The organism is Acinetobacter sp. BEC1-S18-ESBL-01 (assembly GCF_014169935.1).
In the GTDB taxonomy this organism is placed as follows: Bacteria; Pseudomonadota; Gammaproteobacteria; order Pseudomonadales; family Moraxellaceae; genus Acinetobacter; species Acinetobacter pittii.
This window is the reverse complement of sequence record NZ_AP022302.1, coordinates 2,745,941-2,766,639: the sequence shown is the minus strand read 5'-3', so window position 1 is coordinate 2,766,639 and position 20,699 is coordinate 2,745,941. Positions and strand designations below refer to the sequence as shown.

Sequence of the window (20,699 nt, the reverse complement as noted above, 5' to 3'; positions counted from 1 at the left end):
CATATGAAAATGTCACGTCGTGCATATGCTGAAATGTTTGGTCCAACGGTTGGTGATCGTATTCGCTTGGCTGATACAGAGCTTTTTATTGAGGTTGAGCAAGATCTAACGACTTATGGTGAAGAAGTTAAGTTTGGCGGTGGCAAAGTTATTCGTGATGGAATGGGGCAATCTCAACTTTTAGCTGATGAAGTTGCCGACACTGTCATTACTAATGCCTTGATTGTAGATTGGTGGGGGATTGTAAAGGCTGATGTTGGCTTAAAAAATGGTCGAATTTGGAAAATAGGGAAAGCTGGAAATCCTGATATTCAACCTGACATTACTATTCCTTTAGGTGCTGCAACAGAAGTGATTGCGGGTGAAGGCCAAATTTTAACGGCAGGTGGTATTGATACTCACATTCACTGGATTTGCCCACAGCAAGTTGAAACGGCACTAATGTCGGGGACAACAACAATGGTGGGTGGTGGTACGGGACCTGCGGCAGGTACTTCGGCAACGACAGTGACTCCAGGGCCTTGGCATATTGCGACCATGTTGCAAGCCATTGATGATTTACCTATGAACATTGGACTGTTAGGCAAAGGTAATTTGAGTTTGCCAGCCCCAATTCGAGAGCAAATTAAAGCTGGGGTAATTGGTTTAAAGCTGCATGAAGATTGGGGTTCAACACCAGCAGCCATTGATAACTGCTTGAGTGTGGCAGATGAGTTTGATGTGCAGGTTGCAATTCATACAGATACTTTAAATGAAGGTGGGTTTTTAGAAGAGACTCTAGCTGCATTTAAAGATCGTACAATTCATACGTACCATACCGAAGGTGCGGGTGGTGGGCATGCACCTGACATTTTAAAGGCAATTGGGCAAAGTAATGTGTTGCCATCTTCGACCAACCCAACACGTCCTTATACGATTAATACTATTGATGAGCATTTAGATATGCTCATGGTTTGCCATCATTTAGATCCGGCAATTGCTGAAGATATCGCTTTTGCTGAAAGTCGTATTCGGCGTGAAACCATTGCCGCTGAAGATATTCTGCAAGACTTAGGGGCAATTGCCATGATGTCCTCTGACTCTCAGGCGATGGGTCGTGTGGGTGAAGTGATTTTACGTACTTGGCAAACTGCTCATAAAATGAAAATTCAACGTGGCCCTTTAGAGGGTGACAATGAGTTTCATGATAATAATCGCGTTAAACGCTATATTGCCAAATATACGATTAACCCAGCCATTACCCATGGTCTAAGCCATGAAATTGGTTCGGTTGAGGTCGGAAAACTTGCTGATTTAGTGCTATGGAAGCCTGCATTTTTTGGTGTAAAACCTTCCATGATTATTAAAGGTGGCATGATTGCAGCGGCACCAATGGGTGACATTAATGCTTCAATTCCGACACCTCAACCCGTGCATTATCGCCCAATGTTTGGGGCTTATCCGCGTGGTGTACATAACACCTGTATTACCTTTTTATCTCAAGTGGCAATTGATGAAAAAGTTGCTGAGAAACTAAATCTTAAAAAGTTAATTAGCCCATGTAAAAACACGCGTGCAATTACTAAAGCTGATATGAAGCACAACACATATTGTCCAGTCATGCATGTTCATCCTGAAACTTACGAGGTGCGGGCTGATGGTGAATTATTAACGTGTGAACCTGCAGACGTATTACCCATGGCTCAGCGTTATTTCTTATTTTGATGAATTTTATAGAGATGATTTGCCTCATTACTCTAGATATGAAAGAAATAAATAAGGAGAGAAAAGCTAAATGAAAATCTATACCCAACGACTTGAAGATATTTCTCCTGATCAGGCATTTGAAACGGTTGAACTGACTTTTGATACCCGCCAAAAATCCCGCTTTCGAGCGGCTTTAGCGAGTGGCATCGATATTGGTGCGGATTTACCGCGTACTGGCATTTTGCGTAGTGGTTCATATATTGCAACGCAAGAGGGCGATGTATTACGTGTTGATGCCAAACCTGAGCGATTAATGCAAGTCACTGCTCAAACCGATTTTGATTTGCTTAAAGCTGCCTATCACTTAGGTAATAGACATGTACCATTAATGTTGACCCCTACAGCTTTGTATTTTGAGCCTGATCATGTGCTTGCAGAAATGGTGGAAGGTTTAGGGCTTACAGTTTCAGAAACTGATCATCCGTTTGAACCTGAAAGTGGTGCTTATGCGCAGCATAGTCATGATCATCGTTTAAGCCCGATTAAAGCTTTGCGCCATGTCCATTCATAGTGCCGCGCAATTACTGCAATTACTGACATTGTCTTCTACGGCATTGCCAGTTGGAGCGTATTGTTATTCGCAAGGTGTAGAAACAGCAATTGATATTGGCCTAATACATGATGAAACCTCGGCAATTGCTTACTTTGAAGAAGTGCTTGAGATGTTGTTGGTGAGGTTTGAGTTGCCCGTACTAAAGCGTCTTATGCAGCATCATGATGACTCAGAAGAGTTCTTGGTTTGGGCAAATTTGTATAAGGCCAGCCGAGAAAGTAAAGAACTTTTGGCAGAATCTCAACAGCTGGCATTTTCTTTAAATGCATGGATTAAAGATGTTTTAAGAAAAGCAGTTGAGGTTAAAAAGCAGTTTGGTTTCGTGCCGGTCTATGCACAGCTGTGTGGCCGACTGGAACTCAACGACATGGATGTACTTACGGCTTATACCTTCACTGTTTTAGAAAATCAGGTTTTAGCCGCAGTAAAAACAGTTCCTTTAGGACAAATGGCTGGGCAAAGAATTTTATGGCATTTGCATGGTTTAGTCCCACAAGCGGTAGAGAAAGCTTTGAAGCTTAGTGATGAACAATTGAGCAGCGCTTTACCTCGTTATGCCATGCTGAGCATGAAACACGAAACACAATATTCACGGTTATTCAGATCTTAAGTTTAGGAAAAAAGGATAAAAATCATGACAGAACGTAGTCCATTACGAGTTGGAATTGGCGGACCAGTGGGTTCGGGTAAAACAGCACTTACACTTAATTTATGTTTAGCCTTGCGTAATAAATACAATATGGCTGTGGTGACAAATGATATTTACACCAAAGAAGATTCAAACTTTTTAACCCGTAATGAAGCGATGTCGCCAGATCGTATTGTGGGTGTTGAAACAGGTGGTTGCCCGCATACGGCAATTCGTGAAGATGCTTCAATTAACTTGGCTGCAATTGATGATTTGTGTGAAAAATTCGAAGGTTTAGAACTCATTATCATTGAAAGTGGTGGTGATAATTTAGCTGCAACATTTAGCCCAGAGCTTTCTGATTTAACTTTATATGTGATCGATGTAGCTGGTGGTGAAAAAATTCCTCGTAAAGGTGGGCCAGGTATTACCAAGTCAGATTTACTCATTATTAATAAAACTGACCTTGCGCCAATGGTTGGTGCAAACCTTGATGTCATGGACCAAGATGCAAAACGTATGCGCGGTGAAAAGCCATTTTTATTTTCAAATATGAAAACACAAGATGGGCTTGAAGAAATTATTCAATTTATTGAGAAGCAAGGGCTGTTTAAGGCTTAAGGAGAGATTATGGACTTCATGAAAAAATGGAGTGTAGTGCTCCTTTCATTATTGCCAGCACTTGCAATGGCTCATCCGGGACATGACCATGCACATTCTGGTTTTATGGCGGGCTTTATTCATCCCTTTACTGGGTTAGACCATTTAGTCATGGCCTTGGGTTTCGGTGTCTTACTGTGGTCAGCTGCTAAACAGTGGAAAATTGCTGGAGTTATTGCCTTAAGTATTACCTTAATTATAGGCTTTTTAGTAGGTGCTCAAGGTTTGGTACCAGTTAATATGGCTGAATACGGCATTGTTGCTTCTTTAGTTATTACAGCAATTGCCCTATGGACAAAATCCAATAAAGTTTTACCAATTGCCGCGGCATTACTTGCAAGTTTCCATGGCATGGCTCATGGTGTTGAGTTAGCACATGCGGGGCATATTGTTGCATTAGTAACTGGTATGGTTGCTGGTATGGCGCTCATCTATTCGGGTGGATTAGTGTTGGGTGTTGTGCTTACCCGATATGTACCTTATGGCAAAAAAATTGTTGGCGCCTGTGCAGCAGTTGTTGCAGTGATTGGCTTAAGCTAACTAAAACTTTGCAAAGAAAAAGGTAGCTTTGAGCTACCTTTTTTATTCGTTTACTTTCTGGTAAAGCCCCGCGTGAACTGTACCAGCTTTAGTGGTTTTAACTTGTTGCCATGTGGCTGGAAGATGAAGCTGAGATAAATCTCGGTCAGCTTCAACATAAATATATCCATTTTTTTTAATATGAGGCTCGGCCAAGTTCGAGAGTTCTTGCCATAAATCAAGACTATAAGGTGGATCTAAAAAAACCACATCGAACTGTTCTTTTAAACGGGGTAGAGCTTGTTGAGCCGTTGCATTAATTAGATGACAGTTTTGGGCTTTTAATAGTTCAATATTATCTTTTAAAAATCGTGCCTGAGTTTTGTCAGGCTCAATCATATAAACAGATGCAGCACCACGTGACAGAGCCTCAAAACCTAATGCACCAGAGCCTGTACAGATGTCGAGAACTTTAGCGTTTTGAATATCCCACATGAGCCAGTTAAATAAAGTTTCGCGTACTCTATCTGGGGTTGGGCGTAAGCCATCAATGCTAGCGAAAGGCAGTACTCGTCTTTTCCATTCGCCGCCAATTATACGTAATTGATTTTTCATTATTCATCGGCCTCATTGGTAGCAGGACGAGCAGGAGCAGCTTGCGGTGTTGATGCTGCTGGTTTGTTGGTGGTGGCTGTAGCCGATGCAGGACCAGAACTTTCACCGCCGCTTGGAAGTTCACCTGGTTTAATTCCTGCTGTCATTAGCCCGCCATTGACTTGGTGATTTGCTGGACGAATCGGGTTTTTCTTACGAGTTAATAGCCAGTAATCAAAGACAGGTCTTGCAAGTTGAGCAGCTGAACCACCATGACGACCATTTTCCCAAATGACTGCAATCGCAATTTCAGGTTTTTCAGCAGGGGCAAATCCAACGAATAAACCATGGTCAAGTTGACGTTCACTCAAGGCTGCTTCGTTATAGCGTTTACCCTGTGCAATACTCTTAACCTGTGCTGTACCTGTTTTCCCTGCAATTTGGTAGAGGGGAGTACGAATACCGCGGCCAGTACCTGATTGAATTACATCAATCATGGCATCACGCATTTGAATCCAGTCTTCATCCGTGCCGTTGAATTTGATTTTGCCATCAGGTGCATTACGTACTGTAAATGGTTTTGCACCATGCGTTGCGCGTAAAACATGAGGCGTTACATGAGAACCATGATTTGCCGTAATTGCTGTTGCCATCGCAAGCTGTAATGGAGTGGCTGTAAACGCGCCTTGACCAATACTGACAGAAATAGTTTCACCCTTCATCCATTTCGCTTTACGCGTACGCATTTTCCATTCGGGACTTGGATAAAGGCCTTCACTTTCACTTGGTAAATCGACACCTGTTTTTTGACCAAATCCAAATTGGCGCATCCATTGGTTCATTTGATCAATACCCATTTGATGGGCAAGAATATAAAAATAGGTATCACAGGATTGCACAATCGCTTTATGCATATTCACGATGCCATGACCAGATTTCTTCCAGTCACGGAACTTATGTGAATCACCAGGTAGATGGAAATAACCAGGATCAGAAATTGCTGTTGACCAGTCTACAATACTGTAGTGTAGGCCACCCATTGCTTCCATTGGTTTAATGGTAGAACCAGGTGGATATACACCCTGCACAGCACGGTTATAAAGAGGTTGGTCTAAATTATCGCGTAGTGAGCTGTAGTCAGTATGACTAATTCCAGTCACAAACAAATTAGGGTTAAAACTTGGACTAGACACTAAAGCTAGAATTTCACCTGTACGAGGATCAATAGCGACAATAGCTCCACGACGACCTGCGAGCTGCTGAGAAGCGACAACTTGTAAACCGTAATCTAAAGATAAATAGAGGTCATTACCGCGAGTAGGGTCTTTACGACCTAAATGACGCAATACATTACTATGTGCATCTGCTTCAACAGATTCATAACCGGGTGTTCCGTGCAATAGGTCTTCATAGCTTTTCTCAACGCCAATTTTTCCAATTAGGTTGGTCCCAGCATATAAGTCTTTATCAATACTTTTTAATTCTTTATCGTTGATACGCCCGACATAGCCAATCACATGAGCAAATAACTCACCGTGTGGATAATAGCGAGTCATTTGTGTCTCGATTCTTACACCCGGAAACTTATATTTGGCTTCACTAAATTTAGCAATATTGGCTTCAGTTAGATTAAGTTTAATCGCGACGCGTTCAGTTTTACGGGCAGTTTTTATACGGCTTTTAAAACGGTCAATATCTTCTTGCGTTAAATCTAAAATAGGCTGTAATTGCTCGATGACACTATCAACATCTTCTACATCTGTTTTACTTAAAGTTGCTGTAAAAACAGGATAGTTATCTGCTAGTAATACACCGTTTCTGTCATAGATATAACCACGAGCAGGTGGAAGTGGTTGCAAGCGAATTCGGTTTTTGTCAGATGCAGTCGAGAATTCGTCGTAGTGAAAAATTTGTAGATAAGCGTATCGGCTAATTAAAACTAATAAGCAGATGGTCACGATCCCTACGGCAAAAAAGATACGACCTCGATAAATGCGCTTTTCTTGCTGGATATCTTTTAAAGGAAAGTGCTGTTTCATAAGGATCGACTTAATGACATAGGGTAGAAAAATAGCTGCTTATTCTAACGCAAGAGCACTTAAAATATTGCATAATTTTCAAAGTTTCATTGCATTTTAATAAGATACTTTTTGACTTTGCAGACAACAAAATTGTAGATACTTGTATATAAGAAGCAAAATAATTCTGTTAAAGTCTCTCATTCAATAGAATAGGGTTGTTCTCACCATACGATTAGGGAAAATGGAGAAAATAATGAGAAAAATTTATCCCTTACTTGCAGTTTTGACGGTAAGTAATTGGGCCCATGCTCAAGACTACTCGTTTCTTCCAGAAGCAAAATTAGCAGATCATAAAGCATCTACTTGGAATGTGGGTGCCGGAGTTACTCAAAAATTATTACATCTTAACGGTGAATGGGTAAACCCGTATGGGATTGCTTATGCGAAAGCCGGCGCATTTTTGAATGGTGACAAAACCGCTGGTGGTCAAGTTGGTTTTAGATATCCTTATTATCTTACTGGCACAGACAAAAATGGTTACTATATCGGTTTCTATGCTGGTCATCTTGATAGTAAAGAGGTCGATGGTGATTTTAAATCCCGTTTAGGTGCGGGTGTTGATTTGGCCTATGTGTGGTTAAATTCAGAAAGAATTAGCACTTTTAGTGTGGGTATCGGTGCGGCTGAAAAATTAAATGACCAGAACGGAAATGTTGCTGCAGATACTAAACCACAAATTCAATTTTCTTATTCTCTAAGTTTTGGTTTATAAAACAAAGCAGTTTATCGTTAACTCGCCATAAGCAGAGCACAAATAAATACGAGAGTCTTACATGTTAGAGTACGTCAGTGGATTGTGGCAGACCTTTTTACACAGACCTGATTTTTGGGCCGTTTTGAGTATTATTCCCGTAACGGCTTTTGTCACATGGGCACATGTGTGGATGGCTTTAAAAATGGTATTTTACCCAATTAAATTTTGGGGATTCCATTTAGGACCCTTGCCAGTAGGTTGGCAAGGTATCGTGCCACGTAAAGCAGGACGTATCTCTGGGATTATTACCGATAACACTTTATCTAAATTAGGCTCATTGCGTGAATTTTTAGAAGCAATGGATCCTGAAGATATGGCCCGTATTATTGGTGAACAAGTCGGTTTTGAACTTGAACATCTTATTGATGAAGTAATGATCGATCGTAATGCTGTGCTTTGGGAAAATCTACCTTATTCAATTAAACGCCGTATTTATGCTCAAGCACATAAGCAATTGCCGGGTGTGCTAAAAGAATTAGTGACTGAGCTGACCATGAATGTAGAGTCACTGGTTAACATGCGTGAAATGGTCGTGAGCCAGATGGAAGGTGATCGCCGTTTAATGGTACGTATGTTCTTAAAGGTGGGTCAAAAAGAAATTAACTTTATTTGGCATATTAGTGCACTGATTGGGATGTTCTTTGGTATTTTCCAAATGGTGGTTTGGTTTGTAGTACCATGGCACTGGACAGTACCATTTTGGGCTGCAATTTGGGGCTTTTTAACTAACTGGATCGCAATCTGGATGGTATTTAACCCAATTGAGCCGCATTATATTCGTTATCCACAGATTTTTAGATTAACAAAAGATCGTAAGTTTCCATGGATTGTACCAGTTCTTCGAATTGGGACCTATAATGTCCAAGGCGCTTTCATGAAGCGTCAAGAGGAAGTCTCTGATGTGTTTTCGAGCGTAGTCACAGAAGATCTGATCACGTTAAAATCGATTATGACCGAAATGATGTACGGGCCGCGTAAAGATAAAACGCGCCGCATTGTTAAGCGTCATATTAACGAAATCATGGAAACCCCGTTAGTTCGCACCTCTTTACAGCTTTCTTTAGGGCCAAGAGAGTACGCAAGATTAAAGACGGACTTGATTGATCGTTCAATTGAAATTACGATGGGACCCGTATGTGACCCAGCACTGAACGCAAGCCGGGCACAGAAGATTTTTCAAATGTTTAAAGAGCGTATTCGTGAACTAACACCAAAAGAATTTCAGAATTTATTACGTCCTGCATTTCAGGAGGATGAGTGGATTCTTATTGTACTAGGTGGGGTAACCGGATTTATTGCTGGTACAATACATTTGTTTGTGGCTTTCTTATAATTCGATGTCAGGCAGGATCTATTGAAGATTAACGAGACTTTTTCTGCCGGACTTCATATTCATTGTTTTAAATGAGGATGTTTTTTATGCGCATTATTTTACTCGGACCACCTGGAGCAGGCAAAGGGACTCAGGCTCAGTTGATCTGTAAGCGCTACAATGTCCCACAAATTTCAACCGGTGATATGCTCCGTGCTGCGATTCGTGAAGGTACTGAATTAGGTCTAAAAGCTAAAAGTGTAATGGAATCTGGTGGTTTGGTTTCAGATGAACTTATTATCGGTTTAGTAAAAGAACGTATTGCTCAACCTGACTGTGCAAATGGCTGCATTTTCGATGGTTTCCCACGTACTATTCCACAAGCTGAAGCTTTGGAAAAAGAAGGGATCAGCATCGATCACGTGATTGAAATTGATGTTCCTGATGAAGAAATCGTAAAACGTCTTTCTGGTCGTCGTCAGCATCCAGCTTCTGGTCGTGTTTATCACACTGTATACAATCCACCTAAAGTGGAAGGTAAAGATGATGAAACTGGTGAAGATCTTGTTCAACGTCCAGATGACCAAGAAGAAACAATCCGTAAGCGTTTAGCGTCTTATCACACTGAAACAGAGCAATTGGTTGGTTTCTACCAAGGCCGTGCTGCTTCTGGTGAAAATGCTCCAACTTATGACAAGCTTGATGGCTTGCGTACAATTGAAGATGTACAAAAAGATTTGTTCAACATCTTAGACAAATAATTTAATATTGTTTGTAATAATGAGCCCTCTTTGTGAGGGCTCTTTTCTTTCATTAAGTGCAGGAGAACAATATGAAAATCATATTGATTTTGGTGGTATTGCTGAGTCTGGCACTAGTAATATTTTTGGCTTTTCAAAGCTACAAAATGCTAAGACAGGTTCAAAAACAAGCAAAAGAAGAGCGTAATGAAAAAAAGCGTCTAAAGTAAGTTTGATTGGGTATGATCCCTATACCCAACCATATTTTTAAGCTTCAATATTTTTAATGGCAATTTGCTTTTGTGCGCCAAATTCAAAGCGATCAGGCCAGTTACAGACATCTGCAACAACACATTCTGCACATTTCGGTTTACGGGCGATACAACAATAACGACCGTGTAATATGAGCCAGTGATGTGAATCTAAAATAAATTCTTTAGGAATGACCTTAATTAAGCGGTGCTCAACCTCAAGAACATTTTTACCTACTGCTAAACCAGTTCGATTTCCCACTCGGAAAATATGAGTATCGACAGCCATGGTGGGTTGTCCGAAAGCCGTATTTAAAACAACATTGGCTGTTTTACGCCCGACACCCGGTAAAGCTTCTAAATCTTTTCTGTTGCTTGGAACTTCGCCGTTAAATTGTTCCATTAAAATCTTACAGGTCTTAATGACATTTTCGGCTTTTGCGTTATAGAGACCAATTGTCTTGATATATTCCTTTAACCCATCTACACCTAAGTTATAGATTTTTTCAGCTGTATTCGCCACAGGGTAGAGTTTATCAGTTGCTTTATTAACACTTACGTCGGTCGCTTGAGCTGACAACATAACTGCAATAAGTAGCTCAAATGGAGATGAATATTTTAACTCGGTTTGAGGTGAAGGTCGTTGTTCGCGAAGGCGTTCAAAGAAAATTTGAATCTGCTTTTTCGTCATATTCTTGACGGCCATTCAGACCTCCTGTAATTGCATGAGTTGCTGTTGAAGTTCTTCAAGTTGAAGACTTTTTTTAGCATCTTCACGTACACTGAGTTGTTTTTCCAGTTTCTTAATTTGCGTACGAATTTTCGCTAACTCAATTGTAGTTTTTGCATCAGTTGACACAACTTCTTTGGGTTTCTCGATGAGCTCAATTGAAGGTACTTCATCAAGTACCTGAGAGAACTGGGCAAACAGTTGGGTATCAATTTCAGCGCGTACTACAGGCCCTTTACGGTAAGTACGACGCTTTTCTTCTCGCTGAATGTGAGCGTAATAACGTTGTCTTAAATCATTTTGTTCAGCGATACGCTGTTGCTCATTTGGTAATGCTTGCGTGTCTTCGACCAAATCAATGCAATCTACCGGACAAGGTGGAATACATAACTCACAACCTGTACATAAGTCAGTCAAGATGGTATGCATGAGCTTACCACTTCCAATAATAGCATCTACAGGGCAAGCACTAATACATTTGGTGCAACCAATACATTCATCTTCCCGAATAATCGCTTTCATTCGCTGGGGACGACCATCGGCCTGTACAGGCCATACGCTAGTTTCAGCGGTTAACACAGGACGATTTAATAGATTTGCGAGTGCATTGGCTACAGGCTGACCACCTGGAACACATTTATTTGCTTCTTCACCTTCAGCAATCGACTTTGCGTAGGGTAGACATCCATCACGATGTCCACATAAACCACACTGAGTCTGTGGTAATAACGCATCAATCTCGCGTATGAGAGAAATAGATGAATTCATAGTGGGCAAATAGCTTGGTTAAAACGATGCGATAATGAAGAAAAACCTAAGTAAGGTCAATGGATTTTAACGAATTTATTGGCTTTTTGATTGACCTAAAATGTAGCTAATATTGCACAATAATAGATCAATAAAAATGAAAAGATAAATTAATATTTCTTATTTTTAAGTAGTTTTTCTAAAAATAACTTTTTGATAATTAAGGTAAATAAAATAATTTAAAATAAGTATTGTTAAAATTGATGGAAAGGGATTTAATATTTTGCTGCTAAATGATGCATTTAAAAATGTATTGCACCAATTTAATTCATTACTATGCTGAGGACCGTGCATTGAAATACAACAACCTGAATGAATTCCTGAATTACGTGCAAGCGCGTGATCCGCATCAACCTGAGTTCTTACAAGCTGTCGAAGAAGTCATGACGAGTTTGTGGCCATTCATTGAAAAAAATCTGGAATATGCAGAGCAGGGGTTGCTAGAACGTTTGGTTGAACCTGAGCGTGTGATTCAATTCCGTGTTTCATGGATGGATGATCAAGGCCAGACTCAAGTTAACCGTGCTTTTCGCGTTCAATACAATTCAGCAATTGGTCCATTCAAAGGTGGAATGCGTTTCCATCCATCGGTCAATCTATCAATTTTAAAATTTTTAGGTTTTGAGCAGACTTTTAAAAACTCACTTACCACCTTACCAATGGGTGGGGGAAAAGGTGGTTCAGATTTTGATCCTAAAGGTAAATCTGATGCTGAAATTATGCGATTCTGTCAGGCATTAATCATTGAACTTTATCGCCATTTAGGACCAAATACGGATATTCCAGCGGGTGACATTGGCGTGGGGGCACGTGAAGTGGGTTACATGGCTGGCATGATGAAAAAGCTGAGTAACGACACCGCTTGCGTCTTTACCGGTAAGGGAATTTCATTTGGTGGTAGCTTGATGCGTCCTGAAGCAACTGGTTATGGTACGGTTTATTTTGCAGAAGAAATGCTAAAAGCCCGTGGACAATCTTTTGCTGGTAAAACTGTTTCCGTTTCAGGCTCTGGTAACGTCGCACAATATGCGGCAGAAAAGGCGATGTTCTTAGGGGCAAAAGTTGTTACTTTGTCGGACTCAAACGGCACAGTTTATTTAAAAAATGGTTTTACAGATGAGTTGCTTACTGAAGTAATGGAACTGAAAAACGTTAAACGTGGTCGTATTTCCGAGTTTGCTTCTAAACATGGTTTTGAATACTTTGAAGGAAAAACGCCTTGGCATATTCCTGTCGATATTGCTTTGCCATGTGCTACGCAAAATGAATTAACAGGTGAGGACGCTAAAACACTTATTTCTAACGGTGTCATTTGTGTAGCTGAAGGCGCTAATATGCCATCTACACTTGAAGCAGTTGAACACTTTATCGAAGCTAAAATTTTGTATGCGCCAGGTAAAGCATCTAATGCGGGTGGTGTGGCAACTTCTGGTTTAGAAATGTCTCAAAATGCAATTCGTTTAGGCTGGACCCATGCTGAAGTCGATGAACGCTTACATGCAATTATGAAAGACATTCATGCCAACTGTGTAAGATATGGTACTAAAGAAGACGGTACTGTGAACTATGTAGACGGTGCCAATATTGCAGGTTTTGTAAAAGTTGCTGATGCAATGCTTGCTCAAGGTATTTTCTAAAATAAAAAATCCGATGCATAAGCATCGGATTTTTTAGTCTAAAAACTTATTTTTTAGGTTTTTTAACTAACTCTTGTTCTACAACCATATCTAATACATCTGCTTGACTAGATTGGTCTGCAGCTGGGTTTTTCACTTCAAAACGTTTTACGCGCAAAATTACGCGTTGGTCTGGTTTATGTTCAAAACCTTCGATTTGACCGTAATATAATGACCAGTTTTTGTCAGCGTAAGTTTTAACACCTTTGTCATCATATTTAATTTCACGAACTTGCATACAAGTTTGTGGCGCAACACCAGTACAAGATTTAGTTTCCGGAGCTACTTCAAGGAAAACTGTTTTTCCTTCAGATTGATATTTTGCTTCAGGTGTCATTTTACCAGTGAAAGTATATTTCTGGCCTTGAGCATCAGACACTGTCAATGTTGGTTGATCAACATTTGTAGTATTGAGTTCAAATGGAATTGCACGTTTTTGGAAGAGGCTGCTAGAGAACTGTTCCTGTTTCATTAAAGCAGGTTCACACGCCATCATCGTCGACATTATGTCAGCTGTTACAATCGTATTATTTTCAACTTTCCAAGTTGTTCCTTGGCGGTTACAACCTGTTGCGATAGATAAACGATCATTTGTAAAGTTAAGAACGATTGGCTTTTTAGTATTTTCAGGCTGATATGACCAAGAGTAATCTGTTAAAGCTTGAGTATTAACTGCTTTTTGGCCTTGGAAAATGTGTTTTTGACCAGTTTTATCTGTCACCGTTAAAATCACCTGACCATTAGTGTTGCTAATTTCAATTGGTAATTTTGCTTCATTAAAGATGCTAGTAGAAAGTTGTTCTTGTTTCATTAAATCGTCTTGGCAAGCCATCATCGTTGAAACAAGATTAGAAGTAACAAGTTGGTTGCCTTCAACTTTCCAAGTACCGCCTTGGCCATTACAGCCCGTATTAATGGCTAATTTACCATCTGCATTAAAGTTAAGAATAAGTGGTTTAGAAGCTTTTACATTTTGATAAGTCCATGCATATTCACCTAAAGTGGTTGCAAGGTTTTGTTGTTGCTCAGAAACAATTGGAGCAGGAGTATTAGTAACTGTTTGACACGCCATCAAAGAAAAAGGTAATAACGCAAGAATTAAATATTTAATTTTCATTTAAAAACTTCAAGTAAAAAAACAACAGTAATAAGCTTAAAACATTCTTAAAAAAAGAAAATGTAAACATTTGATTGTTTCGGTTTTTAAAATGTATAAGTTTGTAAATTATTCTAATTTTCAACAAAAATAATGGTATACCCCGCAAAACGGGGTATTTCTTAATAATTAATCAAAACGATAGATGTCCATTCCTAATGAGCCCATTGTGAAGCTACTATGAACAATCGTAAAGCGATTGCCTGTACCCATAGCAAAAAACAAAGGTGCAAAATGTTCAAGCGTAGGGTGGTTGCGTTTCACAAACGGCAGTGATTGCCAGACTAAAACTCCATCATAATCTTGATGGGAAAGCTTATTAACGACAGTATTTCTAAAAGTTGAAGCCCATTCAGGAACTTTAGAGTTGTCTCCTTGCCAAGATAACTCTGCAAGATTATGAGTAATACTTCCCGAACCAATGAGTAAAATTTGTCTATCACGTAAAGGGGCGAGTGTTTGTCCTATCCGATAAATTTCTTGTGCACTTAAATTTGATGGCAAAGAAATTTCGACCACAGGAATGTCTGCATCTGGGTACATATGCAATAAAGGCATCCATACACCATGATCACGAGGACGTGTACTATTGGCATGTGCAACAAAGTGAGCATCTGCCAATAGTTTTAAGATTTCTTCTGCTAATGCTGGTTCGCCAGGCGCACTGTAGCGAATTTCATATAACTCTTTAGGAAAGCCGCGGAAGTCATGCCATGTTTCAGGACGAGTTGAAATGCTCACTTCAAGTGCTTTACTTTCCCAGTGCGCAGACATCACAATGATTGCCTTAGGTATAGGAAGATTTGTACCAAAACGGTGTAGAGCAGGTCCCACTTGTTCCGGGTCAAGTGCAAGCATGGGTGAACCATGTGAAATAAACAGTCCGGGAAGGGTTTGTAGTTCCATTTCATTACACCTGAGTTGAAAAGCAGAATAATAGGTATTATGCCAAAATCAGGACATGATAAAAGTATCCAGATTTCAACGGATTGTTCTTAAAATGAAACGTTTGTTCCTTTTATGCACGGTGATAGGGATGATTGTGATTAATACTCATGGCTCGATATAGTTGCTCGATTAATAAAACACGTACTAAAGGATGGGGCATCGTAAGTTTTGAAAGTGACCAATGCCAAGCGGCAGCTTTACGTACCTGATCGGATAAACCATCTGGACCACCAATCGCAAGTGCTACATCATTACCCTCAAGCATCCATTGTTTCATTGTATCAGCTAATTTTTCTGTACTTAGTTCCCGACCACCAACTTCAAGAGCAATTAAGGTTTCATTGGGTTTTAAAGCATTTAAAATACTTTCGCCTTCAATTTGGCAATACTTTAAAATATCCGCTTCTGAATCATTCTTACCACGTTTGGCCATAGGTAGTTCAATAACTTGGGTTTGAACAAAAGGTTGGATGCGTTTGAAATAATCTTCAAAACCAGTAAGAACCCAAGCAGGCATTTTTTGACCAATGGTCAGAATACGAATTTTCATGTTATCTATTCATTCAAATACAGCTGGCGCATTATACCTGATGAATGAAAGTATCTGACGATCTAAAAAGCTGGCATAAAAAACGCAGTCCAAAAAACAGTGTTGGACTGCGATCAAATGATCATCTGTCTGGAGTTCAGATGATCATAGAGAATAAAAACAAGGCTATCTAAGAATTAGATAGTTAAGAGTACTCATTTATTTAAATACTCTTATTACCTATTATGAGGATGGTTGGATATTTTTCAATCAAATTGTGTAACAAAAAAAAGAGAGCCGAAGCTCTCTTTTTTATATTTTTAATTAGTGACGTGCTGCTTTTGAGCCTTCCACCGGTTTTACAATCGGTGTTTTAGGTAAAGGCTTTGGCATCGAAACTAATGCTAAAGGTAAGATGTCATCAATACTTTTCACAGCTTTGATTTCTAAACCTTCTTTAACATTCGCAGGAATTTCTGCTAAGTCACGAACGTTATCTTGAGGAATAAAGACAAGCTTGATTCCACCGCGGTGTGCTGCAAGAAGTTTTTCTTTTAAGCCACCAATACGCATTGCACGACCACCTAAGCTTGTTTCACCAGTCATTGCAATATCAGGACGAATTGCAATACCTGTAAATGCCGATACAAGCGCAGTTGTTAATGCTAAACCAGCAGATGGACCATCTTTTGGTGTTGCACCTTCAGGTAAGTGAACGTGTACATCAGTTTCTTCAAAACGAGAAGCTTCAATACCTAACTCATCCGCACGTGTACGCACTAAAGTCATTGCTGTAGTAATAGATTCTTTCATTACGTCACCGAGTGAACCGGTTGTAATGAATTTACCTTTACCTTTAACCGCTGCAACTTCAATGGTAAGTAACTCACCACCTACAGATGTCCAAGCTAGACCATTTACACGTCCCACTTGTGCTTCATCTTCTGCAATACCAAAGTCAAACTTATGTGGACCTAAGTATTCTGGAAGATTGGCAGAAGTCACATCAAGCTGTAAGTTTTTAGACTTTTTACTTACTGCTTCTTTTACCACTTTACGTGCAATTTTAGACACTTCACGTTCTAAACTACGTACACCAGCTTCACGTGTATAACGTTGAACAATGTCACGGATCGCTTCTTCATGAATTGTTAACTCTTTTGGACGTAGACCATTGTTCTTAATTGCTTTTGGAACAAGATAACGTTCAGCAATGTTAACTTTCTCATCTTCGGTATAACCCGGTAGACGAATAACTTCCATACGGTCAAGCAAGGCTTCTGGAATATTCATACTGTTTGCAGTACAGATGAACATCACTTCAGATAGGTCAAGATCAAGATCTAAATAGTGATCGTTGAACTTGCTATTTTGTGATGGATCTAATACTTCAAGCAATGCAGAAGCAGGATCGCCACGGTAGTCTTGCGCCATCTTGTCAATTTCGTCGAGTAAGAACAATGGATTCTTCACGCCAACTTTTGTTAAAGATTGCACAATTTTACCTGGCATCGCACCAATATAAGTACGACGGTGACCACGAATTTCAGCTTCGTCACGTACACCACCAAGTGCCATACGAACAAATTCACGACCTGTTGCTTTCGCAACAGACTCACCAAGTGAAGTTTTACCTACACCAGGAGGGCCTACTAAACATAGAATCGGACCTTTGAGCTTTTTAACACGCGACTGAACAGCTAAGTATTCAACAATACGGTCTTTAACATCATCTAAGCCGTAGTGATCTGTATCGAGAATTTCCTGTGCTTTCGCAAGGTTGATACTCACTTTGCTCGCTTTATTCCACGGCGTATCTAAAATTACTTCTAGATAGTTGCGTACAACAGCTGCTTCACTAGACGCTGGTTGCATTGCTTTAAGCTTACGGAACTCAGCTTCAGCTTTTTTACGTACGTGTTCAGGTAAATCAGCTTCAGCAAGACGTTTCTCTATTTCAGCAACGTCATCTTCAGCACCGCCATTCATGTCAGAAAGTTCACGTTGAATGACTTTCATTTTTTCATTTAGAAAGTATTCACGTTGGTTTTTTTCCATTTGGCGTTTTACGCTGTCATGCAAAGTTTGTTCAATTTGCTGTTCAGCAGATTGATTTACCAAGTAGCTCATAAGCTCTTGCAAATGTGCTTCAAACTCATCGTGCTCTAAAAACTTCTGTTTAATTTCAATATTTAGAGGCACACGTGTTGCTACGAAGAACATGAGTTGTAGCAAGTCTTCAATTTTATTAGCCGCAGCAACGAGTTCGCGTGCATTACGTAATTTTGCTTCAGCATATTGAGCAAATAAAGTACGTAACTCTTGCAAACGAGTTTCTTGAGTAGCTTTATCTACGTTAATTGTCATTGGACTTAAGCTGTGTTCAGCAGTCAAATGGCTATCTTCATCGATAATCTTTTCAAGTTTAGAGCGATGTAAACCTTCAATAAGTACTTTAATGCAGTTTTCATCATTCTCATGATTTACGACTTGAACAATCTTAGCGACAGTTCCGTACTGATAAAGGTTATCGTGATCAATTTCTTCTGTAAGCGAATCTTTTTGCGCAACTACAAATACTAAATTGTCACTGTTACGAGCCACATCAACTGCATTGATCGATTTTTCACGACCCACGAATAACGCAATTTGCATGTGTGGGTAAACCACAACATCACGCAACGCTAAAAGTGGTAATACACTTGGAACCTGAGGCTCTAAGTCAGTTTTTTCATTCATAATAAGTTCAGACATGGGCACTCCTAATGAGTGACAACGAGGTTGCCATGTTTTTTATAGTGATGTGTATTTTAAAAATTACAAGGGCCTCACTAGAGAAAATGTGGAAAAAAGGACTAATTTAGTCAACTTTTTTTAAAAAATGTTATGAATCAAGAGATTAATTCTTAAGAAGAATAAAATTTTGTATTAATGCTAAGTAATTTAGCTTAATAATTATAAATATCCATATCACCAAAAATGTTTACGAATAGAAAATAATCATTTTGTGGGCGATTTATAGACATTATATGGGTAACAATAATTCACAACTTATTCAATGCTTGGTGTCTAATAGAGGTGCTAATATAAATTGGTGAAACGGTCTGTCACGTAAAAGTAACCATCCTTAGGGTGGTTACTTTTATGATTTTGAAAGACATAAAAGTAAAAAACTGGTTTTATATGACTAAATTTTAGTAGTTTTTATATAAATATTATCTTTTAAAATAATAAACACGTTGAGGTGTGAGTAAAGCATCTAATGGCTGATCCCAACTCTGACGTTTTAAAGTATGTTCGATAAATTGAAATTGATGAGCTAACCCTAAACGATAAGGTTTGTGTTTTGCACTTGCCAAGGTACGATCATAATAGCCCCCTCCCATGCCAATACGCGTACCATATTGGTCGCATGCCAGAAGTGGCATGATCAATAAATCAAGTGATGAAACATGTTTTGCTCTAGTTGCCATCGGTTCTTTCATTCCCAATGGATGATGAGAAAAACGTCGATTTACATATTGGTTTTTAGATATTCTTACCCAGACTAAACGTTGGTTCATAGAACAAATCATAGGTAAATAAACTTGTTTATTTTTTTGAAAACATAACTTTATGATCAGATCTGTATGAACTTCTCCGAAGGCATGTAAATATAAACCAATTTTTTTTGATGAATGAAAAATAGCAAGACTGTTTAAATGATGGAGAACATTAAGCTGAGCTTTTTTTTGCTCCAATGGGGACAAAGAGCGTCTTTTAGATCTTAAATTTTTTCTAATAAAACTAAGTTCATTCATGCGTAAATCTAACAAAGATTTGAGATCAGTCGAGCAAAATTATACCTATTTTTCTTAAGATTTATGGAAATAGAGAACTAATTAAGAAATAACTTTAAATTTACTTGATACAAGGTATTTTCTTTAGTGATAAAAAATTCTATTTCTTTACGTATTACCAGTATTTATTTACATTTAATCAGATAAGAATATTTAAAAGGATGAATGTGAAATTGTTAAGCCTATGAAGTTAAAAATTTTAACCATTACAATAAGCGCTAGTCTGCTACTTGGTGGGTGTACAAAACAAACAGAACCTGAAGCTGCTGAAGTTGACTATAAAGCTCAATTTGAAGAATCTGACCGTAAAATAGGAGAGTTTCTAGATCAACTAGATAACCCGAATACACCGCAAGAAATTAAAGTCAAAATCTTATGTCATGACTATCCAGAAGTTTATAAGACCCAATATATGCCTGCCTTAATAAAAATTTCGCCTAAACCTTATACCGAAGACAAATTATTAGCGGATTTGAAAAGTGCGACTGACTACTATAAGGATGCTTTTGCAATTAGATGTACTCAATAATTTTGAATTGAATTTAATCTCAAAAAATCCGATAAATGTGAATTGATTGGCATTATTGGGTTGTGGTAAATTTTCTTCTATCTATATAAGTGAAAGTTTAGGGGATTTAGATATGGAAATCTTAAAGTTCTTACAGAGTTTTAATACAGTTGGTACATACTTAACGATCGCTTCAACCGTTTTAGTAGGTCTAATTATTTATTTTTATGTGATTAATCCAGCATAAACACATTTAAAAGAAATAGGGATCAATTTCCTATTTCTTTATTAATAATAAAACTCTGTAATTAATTTAAAGCTATAAAAATAAGGTAGGTATATGAAGTTTAAATTATTTTTTCTTAGTTTTTTAACTTTTGGCTGTTATGCCGATGAAAGTGTAAATGACCCCGAAATTTGTAATGTGGTGAAGAAAGTTTCTTATACTGTCATGGAAGCGCGTCAACAAAAAGTCCCATCTGAAGACTTGCAGCATATAGCGAATAGTCTTGAAGATCCAAAGGCAAAACAACTTTATCAAGATTTAATTACTTCTGCTTATTCAACCAAAGTATTCAAGACCAGCTTCTTTAAACGAAAAGCGATAGAAGATTTTCAAACAGCTTGGTATCAAGAATGCCTGAGTAGAAAAGAAAAGTAATTTTGAA

At 38.8% G+C, this 20,699-nt stretch carries 22 protein-coding genes; 13 read left to right on the top strand and 9 right to left on the bottom strand.

Annotation, left to right across the window (positions count from 1 at the left end; translation table 11 throughout):
- Positions 1–3: 3 nt before the first annotated feature.
- The 5 genes from ureC to H7R46_RS13060 all read left to right on the top strand — a co-directional run bounded on the left by ureC (position 4) and on the right by H7R46_RS13060 (position 4,127).
- Complete coding sequence (gene ureC / locus H7R46_RS13080) at positions 4–1,704, top strand: urease subunit alpha (RefSeq protein ID WP_005070581.1); 1,701 nt, start codon at positions 4–6, stop codon at positions 1,702–1,704.
- Positions 1,705–1,774: 70 nt separating this feature from the next.
- Entirely contained in the window at positions 1,775–2,257 is a 483-nt protein-coding gene (ureE, locus tag H7R46_RS13075; RefSeq protein WP_005070577.1) for an urease accessory protein UreE, read from the top strand.
- Positions 2,244–2,909: an urease accessory protein UreF gene (locus H7R46_RS13070; RefSeq protein WP_005070574.1), complete on the top strand. Its 666-nt coding sequence runs from the start codon at positions 2,244–2,246 to the stop codon at positions 2,907–2,909. The genes ureE and H7R46_RS13070 overlap by 14 nt, the downstream gene beginning before the upstream one ends.
- Before the next feature lie 24 nt (positions 2,910–2,933).
- Positions 2,934–3,548, top strand: coding sequence for an urease accessory protein UreG (gene ureG, locus H7R46_RS13065; RefSeq protein ID WP_002117800.1), 615 nt, complete (start codon positions 2,934–2,936; stop codon positions 3,546–3,548).
- A gap of 9 nt (positions 3,549–3,557) precedes the next feature.
- A complete protein-coding gene (locus H7R46_RS13060) occupies positions 3,558–4,127 on the top strand; it encodes a HupE/UreJ family protein (RefSeq protein WP_005070572.1) in 570 nt (189 codons plus the stop codon).
- 42 nt (positions 4,128–4,169) lie between these two features.
- Here the strand turns inward: H7R46_RS13060 and rsmD are convergent, their stop codons facing one another.
- Together rsmD and mrdA are read right to left on the bottom strand one after the other, a co-directional pair.
- A complete protein-coding gene (gene rsmD / locus H7R46_RS13055) occupies positions 4,170–4,721 on the bottom strand; it encodes a 16S rRNA (guanine(966)-N(2))-methyltransferase RsmD (protein ID WP_005070570.1) in 552 nt (183 codons plus the stop codon).
- Positions 4,721–6,739 carry a penicillin-binding protein 2 gene (gene mrdA / locus H7R46_RS13050; protein WP_002117576.1) on the bottom strand — a complete coding sequence of 673 codons (2,019 nt, stop codon included), beginning with the start codon at positions 6,737–6,739 and terminating at the stop codon, positions 4,721–4,723. Before mrdA ends, rsmD begins: the two co-directional genes overlap by 1 nt.
- 235 nt (positions 6,740–6,974) lie before the next feature.
- Here mrdA and H7R46_RS13045 point away from each other — a divergent pair, with 235 nt between their 5' ends.
- The 4 genes from H7R46_RS13045 to H7R46_RS13030 all read left to right on the top strand — a co-directional run bounded on the left by H7R46_RS13045 (position 6,975) and on the right by H7R46_RS13030 (position 9,817).
- Positions 6,975–7,493: a hypothetical protein gene (locus tag H7R46_RS13045; protein ID WP_005070568.1), complete on the top strand. Its 519-nt coding sequence runs from the start codon at positions 6,975–6,977 to the stop codon at positions 7,491–7,493.
- 61 nt (positions 7,494–7,554) lie between these two features.
- Entirely contained in the window at positions 7,555–8,868 is a 1,314-nt protein-coding gene (locus tag H7R46_RS13040) for a membrane protein (RefSeq protein WP_005070566.1), read from the top strand.
- Positions 8,869–8,954: 86 nt separating this feature from the next.
- Positions 8,955–9,608 carry an adenylate kinase gene (gene adk, locus H7R46_RS13035; protein ID WP_002117671.1) on the top strand — a complete coding sequence of 218 codons (654 nt, stop codon included), beginning with the start codon at positions 8,955–8,957 and terminating at the stop codon, positions 9,606–9,608.
- A 71-nt stretch (positions 9,609–9,679) separates the two neighbouring features.
- A complete protein-coding gene (locus H7R46_RS13030; protein WP_002117672.1) occupies positions 9,680–9,817 on the top strand; it encodes a hypothetical protein in 138 nt (45 codons plus the stop codon).
- A gap of 37 nt (positions 9,818–9,854) precedes the next feature.
- Here the strand turns inward: H7R46_RS13030 and nth are convergent, their stop codons facing one another.
- Both nth and H7R46_RS13020 read right to left on the bottom strand, forming a co-directional pair.
- On the bottom strand, positions 9,855–10,544 hold the full coding sequence (nth, locus tag H7R46_RS13025; RefSeq protein WP_002117539.1) for an endonuclease III: 690 nt from the start codon (positions 10,542–10,544) through the stop codon (positions 9,855–9,857).
- Positions 10,545–11,336 carry an RnfABCDGE type electron transport complex subunit B gene (locus H7R46_RS13020; RefSeq protein WP_005070562.1) on the bottom strand — a complete coding sequence of 264 codons (792 nt, stop codon included), beginning with the start codon at positions 11,334–11,336 and terminating at the stop codon, positions 10,545–10,547.
- A gap of 272 nt (positions 11,337–11,608) precedes the next feature.
- Here H7R46_RS13020 and gdhA point away from each other — a divergent pair, with 272 nt between their 5' ends.
- Positions 11,609–13,012, top strand: a complete 1,404-nt coding sequence (gdhA, locus tag H7R46_RS13015; protein WP_005070561.1) for an NADP-specific glutamate dehydrogenase — start codon at positions 11,609–11,611, stop codon at positions 13,010–13,012.
- Positions 13,013–13,058: 46 nt separating this feature from the next.
- On the opposite strand, the gene H7R46_RS13010 is transcribed toward gdhA, so the two are convergent.
- The 5 genes from H7R46_RS13010 to H7R46_RS12990 all read right to left on the bottom strand — a co-directional run bounded on the left by H7R46_RS13010 (position 13,059) and on the right by H7R46_RS12990 (position 19,484).
- A complete protein-coding gene (locus tag H7R46_RS13010) occupies positions 13,059–14,168 on the bottom strand; it encodes an META and DUF4377 domain-containing protein (protein ID WP_086260996.1) in 1,110 nt (369 codons plus the stop codon).
- 168 nt (positions 14,169–14,336) lie between these two features.
- On the bottom strand, positions 14,337–15,113 hold the full coding sequence (locus H7R46_RS13005) for a DODA-type extradiol aromatic ring-opening family dioxygenase (protein WP_005070556.1): 777 nt from the start codon (positions 15,111–15,113) through the stop codon (positions 14,337–14,339).
- Positions 15,114–15,225: 112 nt separating this feature from the next.
- On the bottom strand, positions 15,226–15,705 hold the full coding sequence (rlmH, locus tag H7R46_RS13000) for a 23S rRNA (pseudouridine(1915)-N(3))-methyltransferase RlmH (RefSeq protein ID WP_002054393.1): 480 nt from the start codon (positions 15,703–15,705) through the stop codon (positions 15,226–15,228).
- Between the two features lie 303 nt (positions 15,706–16,008).
- On the bottom strand, positions 16,009–18,438 hold the full coding sequence (gene lon, locus H7R46_RS12995; protein ID WP_002117591.1) for an endopeptidase La: 2,430 nt from the start codon (positions 18,436–18,438) through the stop codon (positions 16,009–16,011).
- A gap of 461 nt (positions 18,439–18,899) precedes the next feature.
- Complete coding sequence (locus tag H7R46_RS12990) at positions 18,900–19,484, bottom strand: 5-formyltetrahydrofolate cyclo-ligase (RefSeq protein WP_005070553.1); 585 nt, start codon at positions 19,482–19,484, stop codon at positions 18,900–18,902.
- A 223-nt stretch (positions 19,485–19,707) separates the two neighbouring features.
- Here H7R46_RS12990 and H7R46_RS12985 point away from each other — a divergent pair, with 223 nt between their 5' ends.
- From H7R46_RS12985 to H7R46_RS12975, 3 genes are all read left to right on the top strand, one after another.
- Complete coding sequence (locus tag H7R46_RS12985) at positions 19,708–20,052, top strand: hypothetical protein (protein WP_005070552.1); 345 nt, start codon at positions 19,708–19,710, stop codon at positions 20,050–20,052.
- Between the two features lie 112 nt (positions 20,053–20,164).
- The gene (locus H7R46_RS12980; protein WP_002117788.1) at positions 20,165–20,278 is read left to right on the top strand and encodes a hypothetical protein; all 114 of its coding nucleotides are present in this window, start codon (positions 20,165–20,167) and stop codon (positions 20,276–20,278) included.
- A 93-nt stretch (positions 20,279–20,371) separates the two neighbouring features.
- Complete coding sequence (locus H7R46_RS12975) at positions 20,372–20,692, top strand: hypothetical protein (protein ID WP_005070549.1); 321 nt, start codon at positions 20,372–20,374, stop codon at positions 20,690–20,692.
- Positions 20,693–20,699 lie beyond the last annotated feature (7 nt).

What these genes read in the sequence shown, in the direction of transcription:
- ureC (WP_005070581.1), top strand. Translation starts at nt 4, where the DNA reads ATGAAAATGTCACGTCGTGCATATGCTGAAATGTTTGGTCCAACGGTT.
- ureE (WP_005070577.1), top strand. Translation starts at nt 1,775, where the DNA reads ATGAAAATCTATACCCAACGACTTGAAGATATTTCTCCTGATCAGGCA.
- H7R46_RS13070 (WP_005070574.1), top strand. Translation starts at nt 2,244, where the DNA reads ATGTCCATTCATAGTGCCGCGCAATTACTGCAATTACTGACATTGTCT.
- ureG (WP_002117800.1), top strand. Translation starts at nt 2,934, where the DNA reads ATGACAGAACGTAGTCCATTACGAGTTGGAATTGGCGGACCAGTGGGT.
- H7R46_RS13060 (WP_005070572.1), top strand. Translation starts at nt 3,558, where the DNA reads ATGGACTTCATGAAAAAATGGAGTGTAGTGCTCCTTTCATTATTGCCA.
- rsmD (WP_005070570.1), bottom strand. Translation starts at nt 4,721, where the DNA reads ATGAAAAATCAATTACGTATAATTGGCGGCGAATGGAAAAGACGAGTA.
- mrdA (WP_002117576.1), bottom strand. Translation starts at nt 6,739, where the DNA reads ATGAAACAGCACTTTCCTTTAAAAGATATCCAGCAAGAAAAGCGCATT.
- H7R46_RS13045 (WP_005070568.1), top strand. Translation starts at nt 6,975, where the DNA reads ATGAGAAAAATTTATCCCTTACTTGCAGTTTTGACGGTAAGTAATTGG.
- H7R46_RS13040 (WP_005070566.1), top strand. Translation starts at nt 7,555, where the DNA reads ATGTTAGAGTACGTCAGTGGATTGTGGCAGACCTTTTTACACAGACCT.
- adk (WP_002117671.1), top strand. Translation starts at nt 8,955, where the DNA reads ATGCGCATTATTTTACTCGGACCACCTGGAGCAGGCAAAGGGACTCAG.
- H7R46_RS13030 (WP_002117672.1), top strand. Translation starts at nt 9,680, where the DNA reads ATGAAAATCATATTGATTTTGGTGGTATTGCTGAGTCTGGCACTAGTA.
- nth (WP_002117539.1), bottom strand. Translation starts at nt 10,544, where the DNA reads ATGGCCGTCAAGAATATGACGAAAAAGCAGATTCAAATTTTCTTTGAA.
- H7R46_RS13020 (WP_005070562.1), bottom strand. Translation starts at nt 11,336, where the DNA reads ATGAATTCATCTATTTCTCTCATACGCGAGATTGATGCGTTATTACCA.
- gdhA (WP_005070561.1), top strand. Translation starts at nt 11,609, where the DNA reads ATGATGCATTTAAAAATGTATTGCACCAATTTAATTCATTACTATGCT.
- H7R46_RS13010 (WP_086260996.1), bottom strand. Translation starts at nt 14,168, where the DNA reads ATGAAAATTAAATATTTAATTCTTGCGTTATTACCTTTTTCTTTGATG.
- H7R46_RS13005 (WP_005070556.1), bottom strand. Translation starts at nt 15,113, where the DNA reads ATGGAACTACAAACCCTTCCCGGACTGTTTATTTCACATGGTTCACCC.
- rlmH (WP_002054393.1), bottom strand. Translation starts at nt 15,705, where the DNA reads ATGAAAATTCGTATTCTGACCATTGGTCAAAAAATGCCTGCTTGGGTT.
- lon (WP_002117591.1), bottom strand. Translation starts at nt 18,438, where the DNA reads ATGTCTGAACTTATTATGAATGAAAAAACTGACTTAGAGCCTCAGGTT.
- H7R46_RS12990 (WP_005070553.1), bottom strand. Translation starts at nt 19,484, where the DNA reads ATGAATGAACTTAGTTTTATTAGAAAAAATTTAAGATCTAAAAGACGC.
- H7R46_RS12985 (WP_005070552.1), top strand. Translation starts at nt 19,708, where the DNA reads ATGAAGTTAAAAATTTTAACCATTACAATAAGCGCTAGTCTGCTACTT.
- H7R46_RS12980 (WP_002117788.1), top strand. Translation starts at nt 20,165, where the DNA reads ATGGAAATCTTAAAGTTCTTACAGAGTTTTAATACAGTTGGTACATAC.
- H7R46_RS12975 (WP_005070549.1), top strand. Translation starts at nt 20,372, where the DNA reads ATGAAGTTTAAATTATTTTTTCTTAGTTTTTTAACTTTTGGCTGTTAT.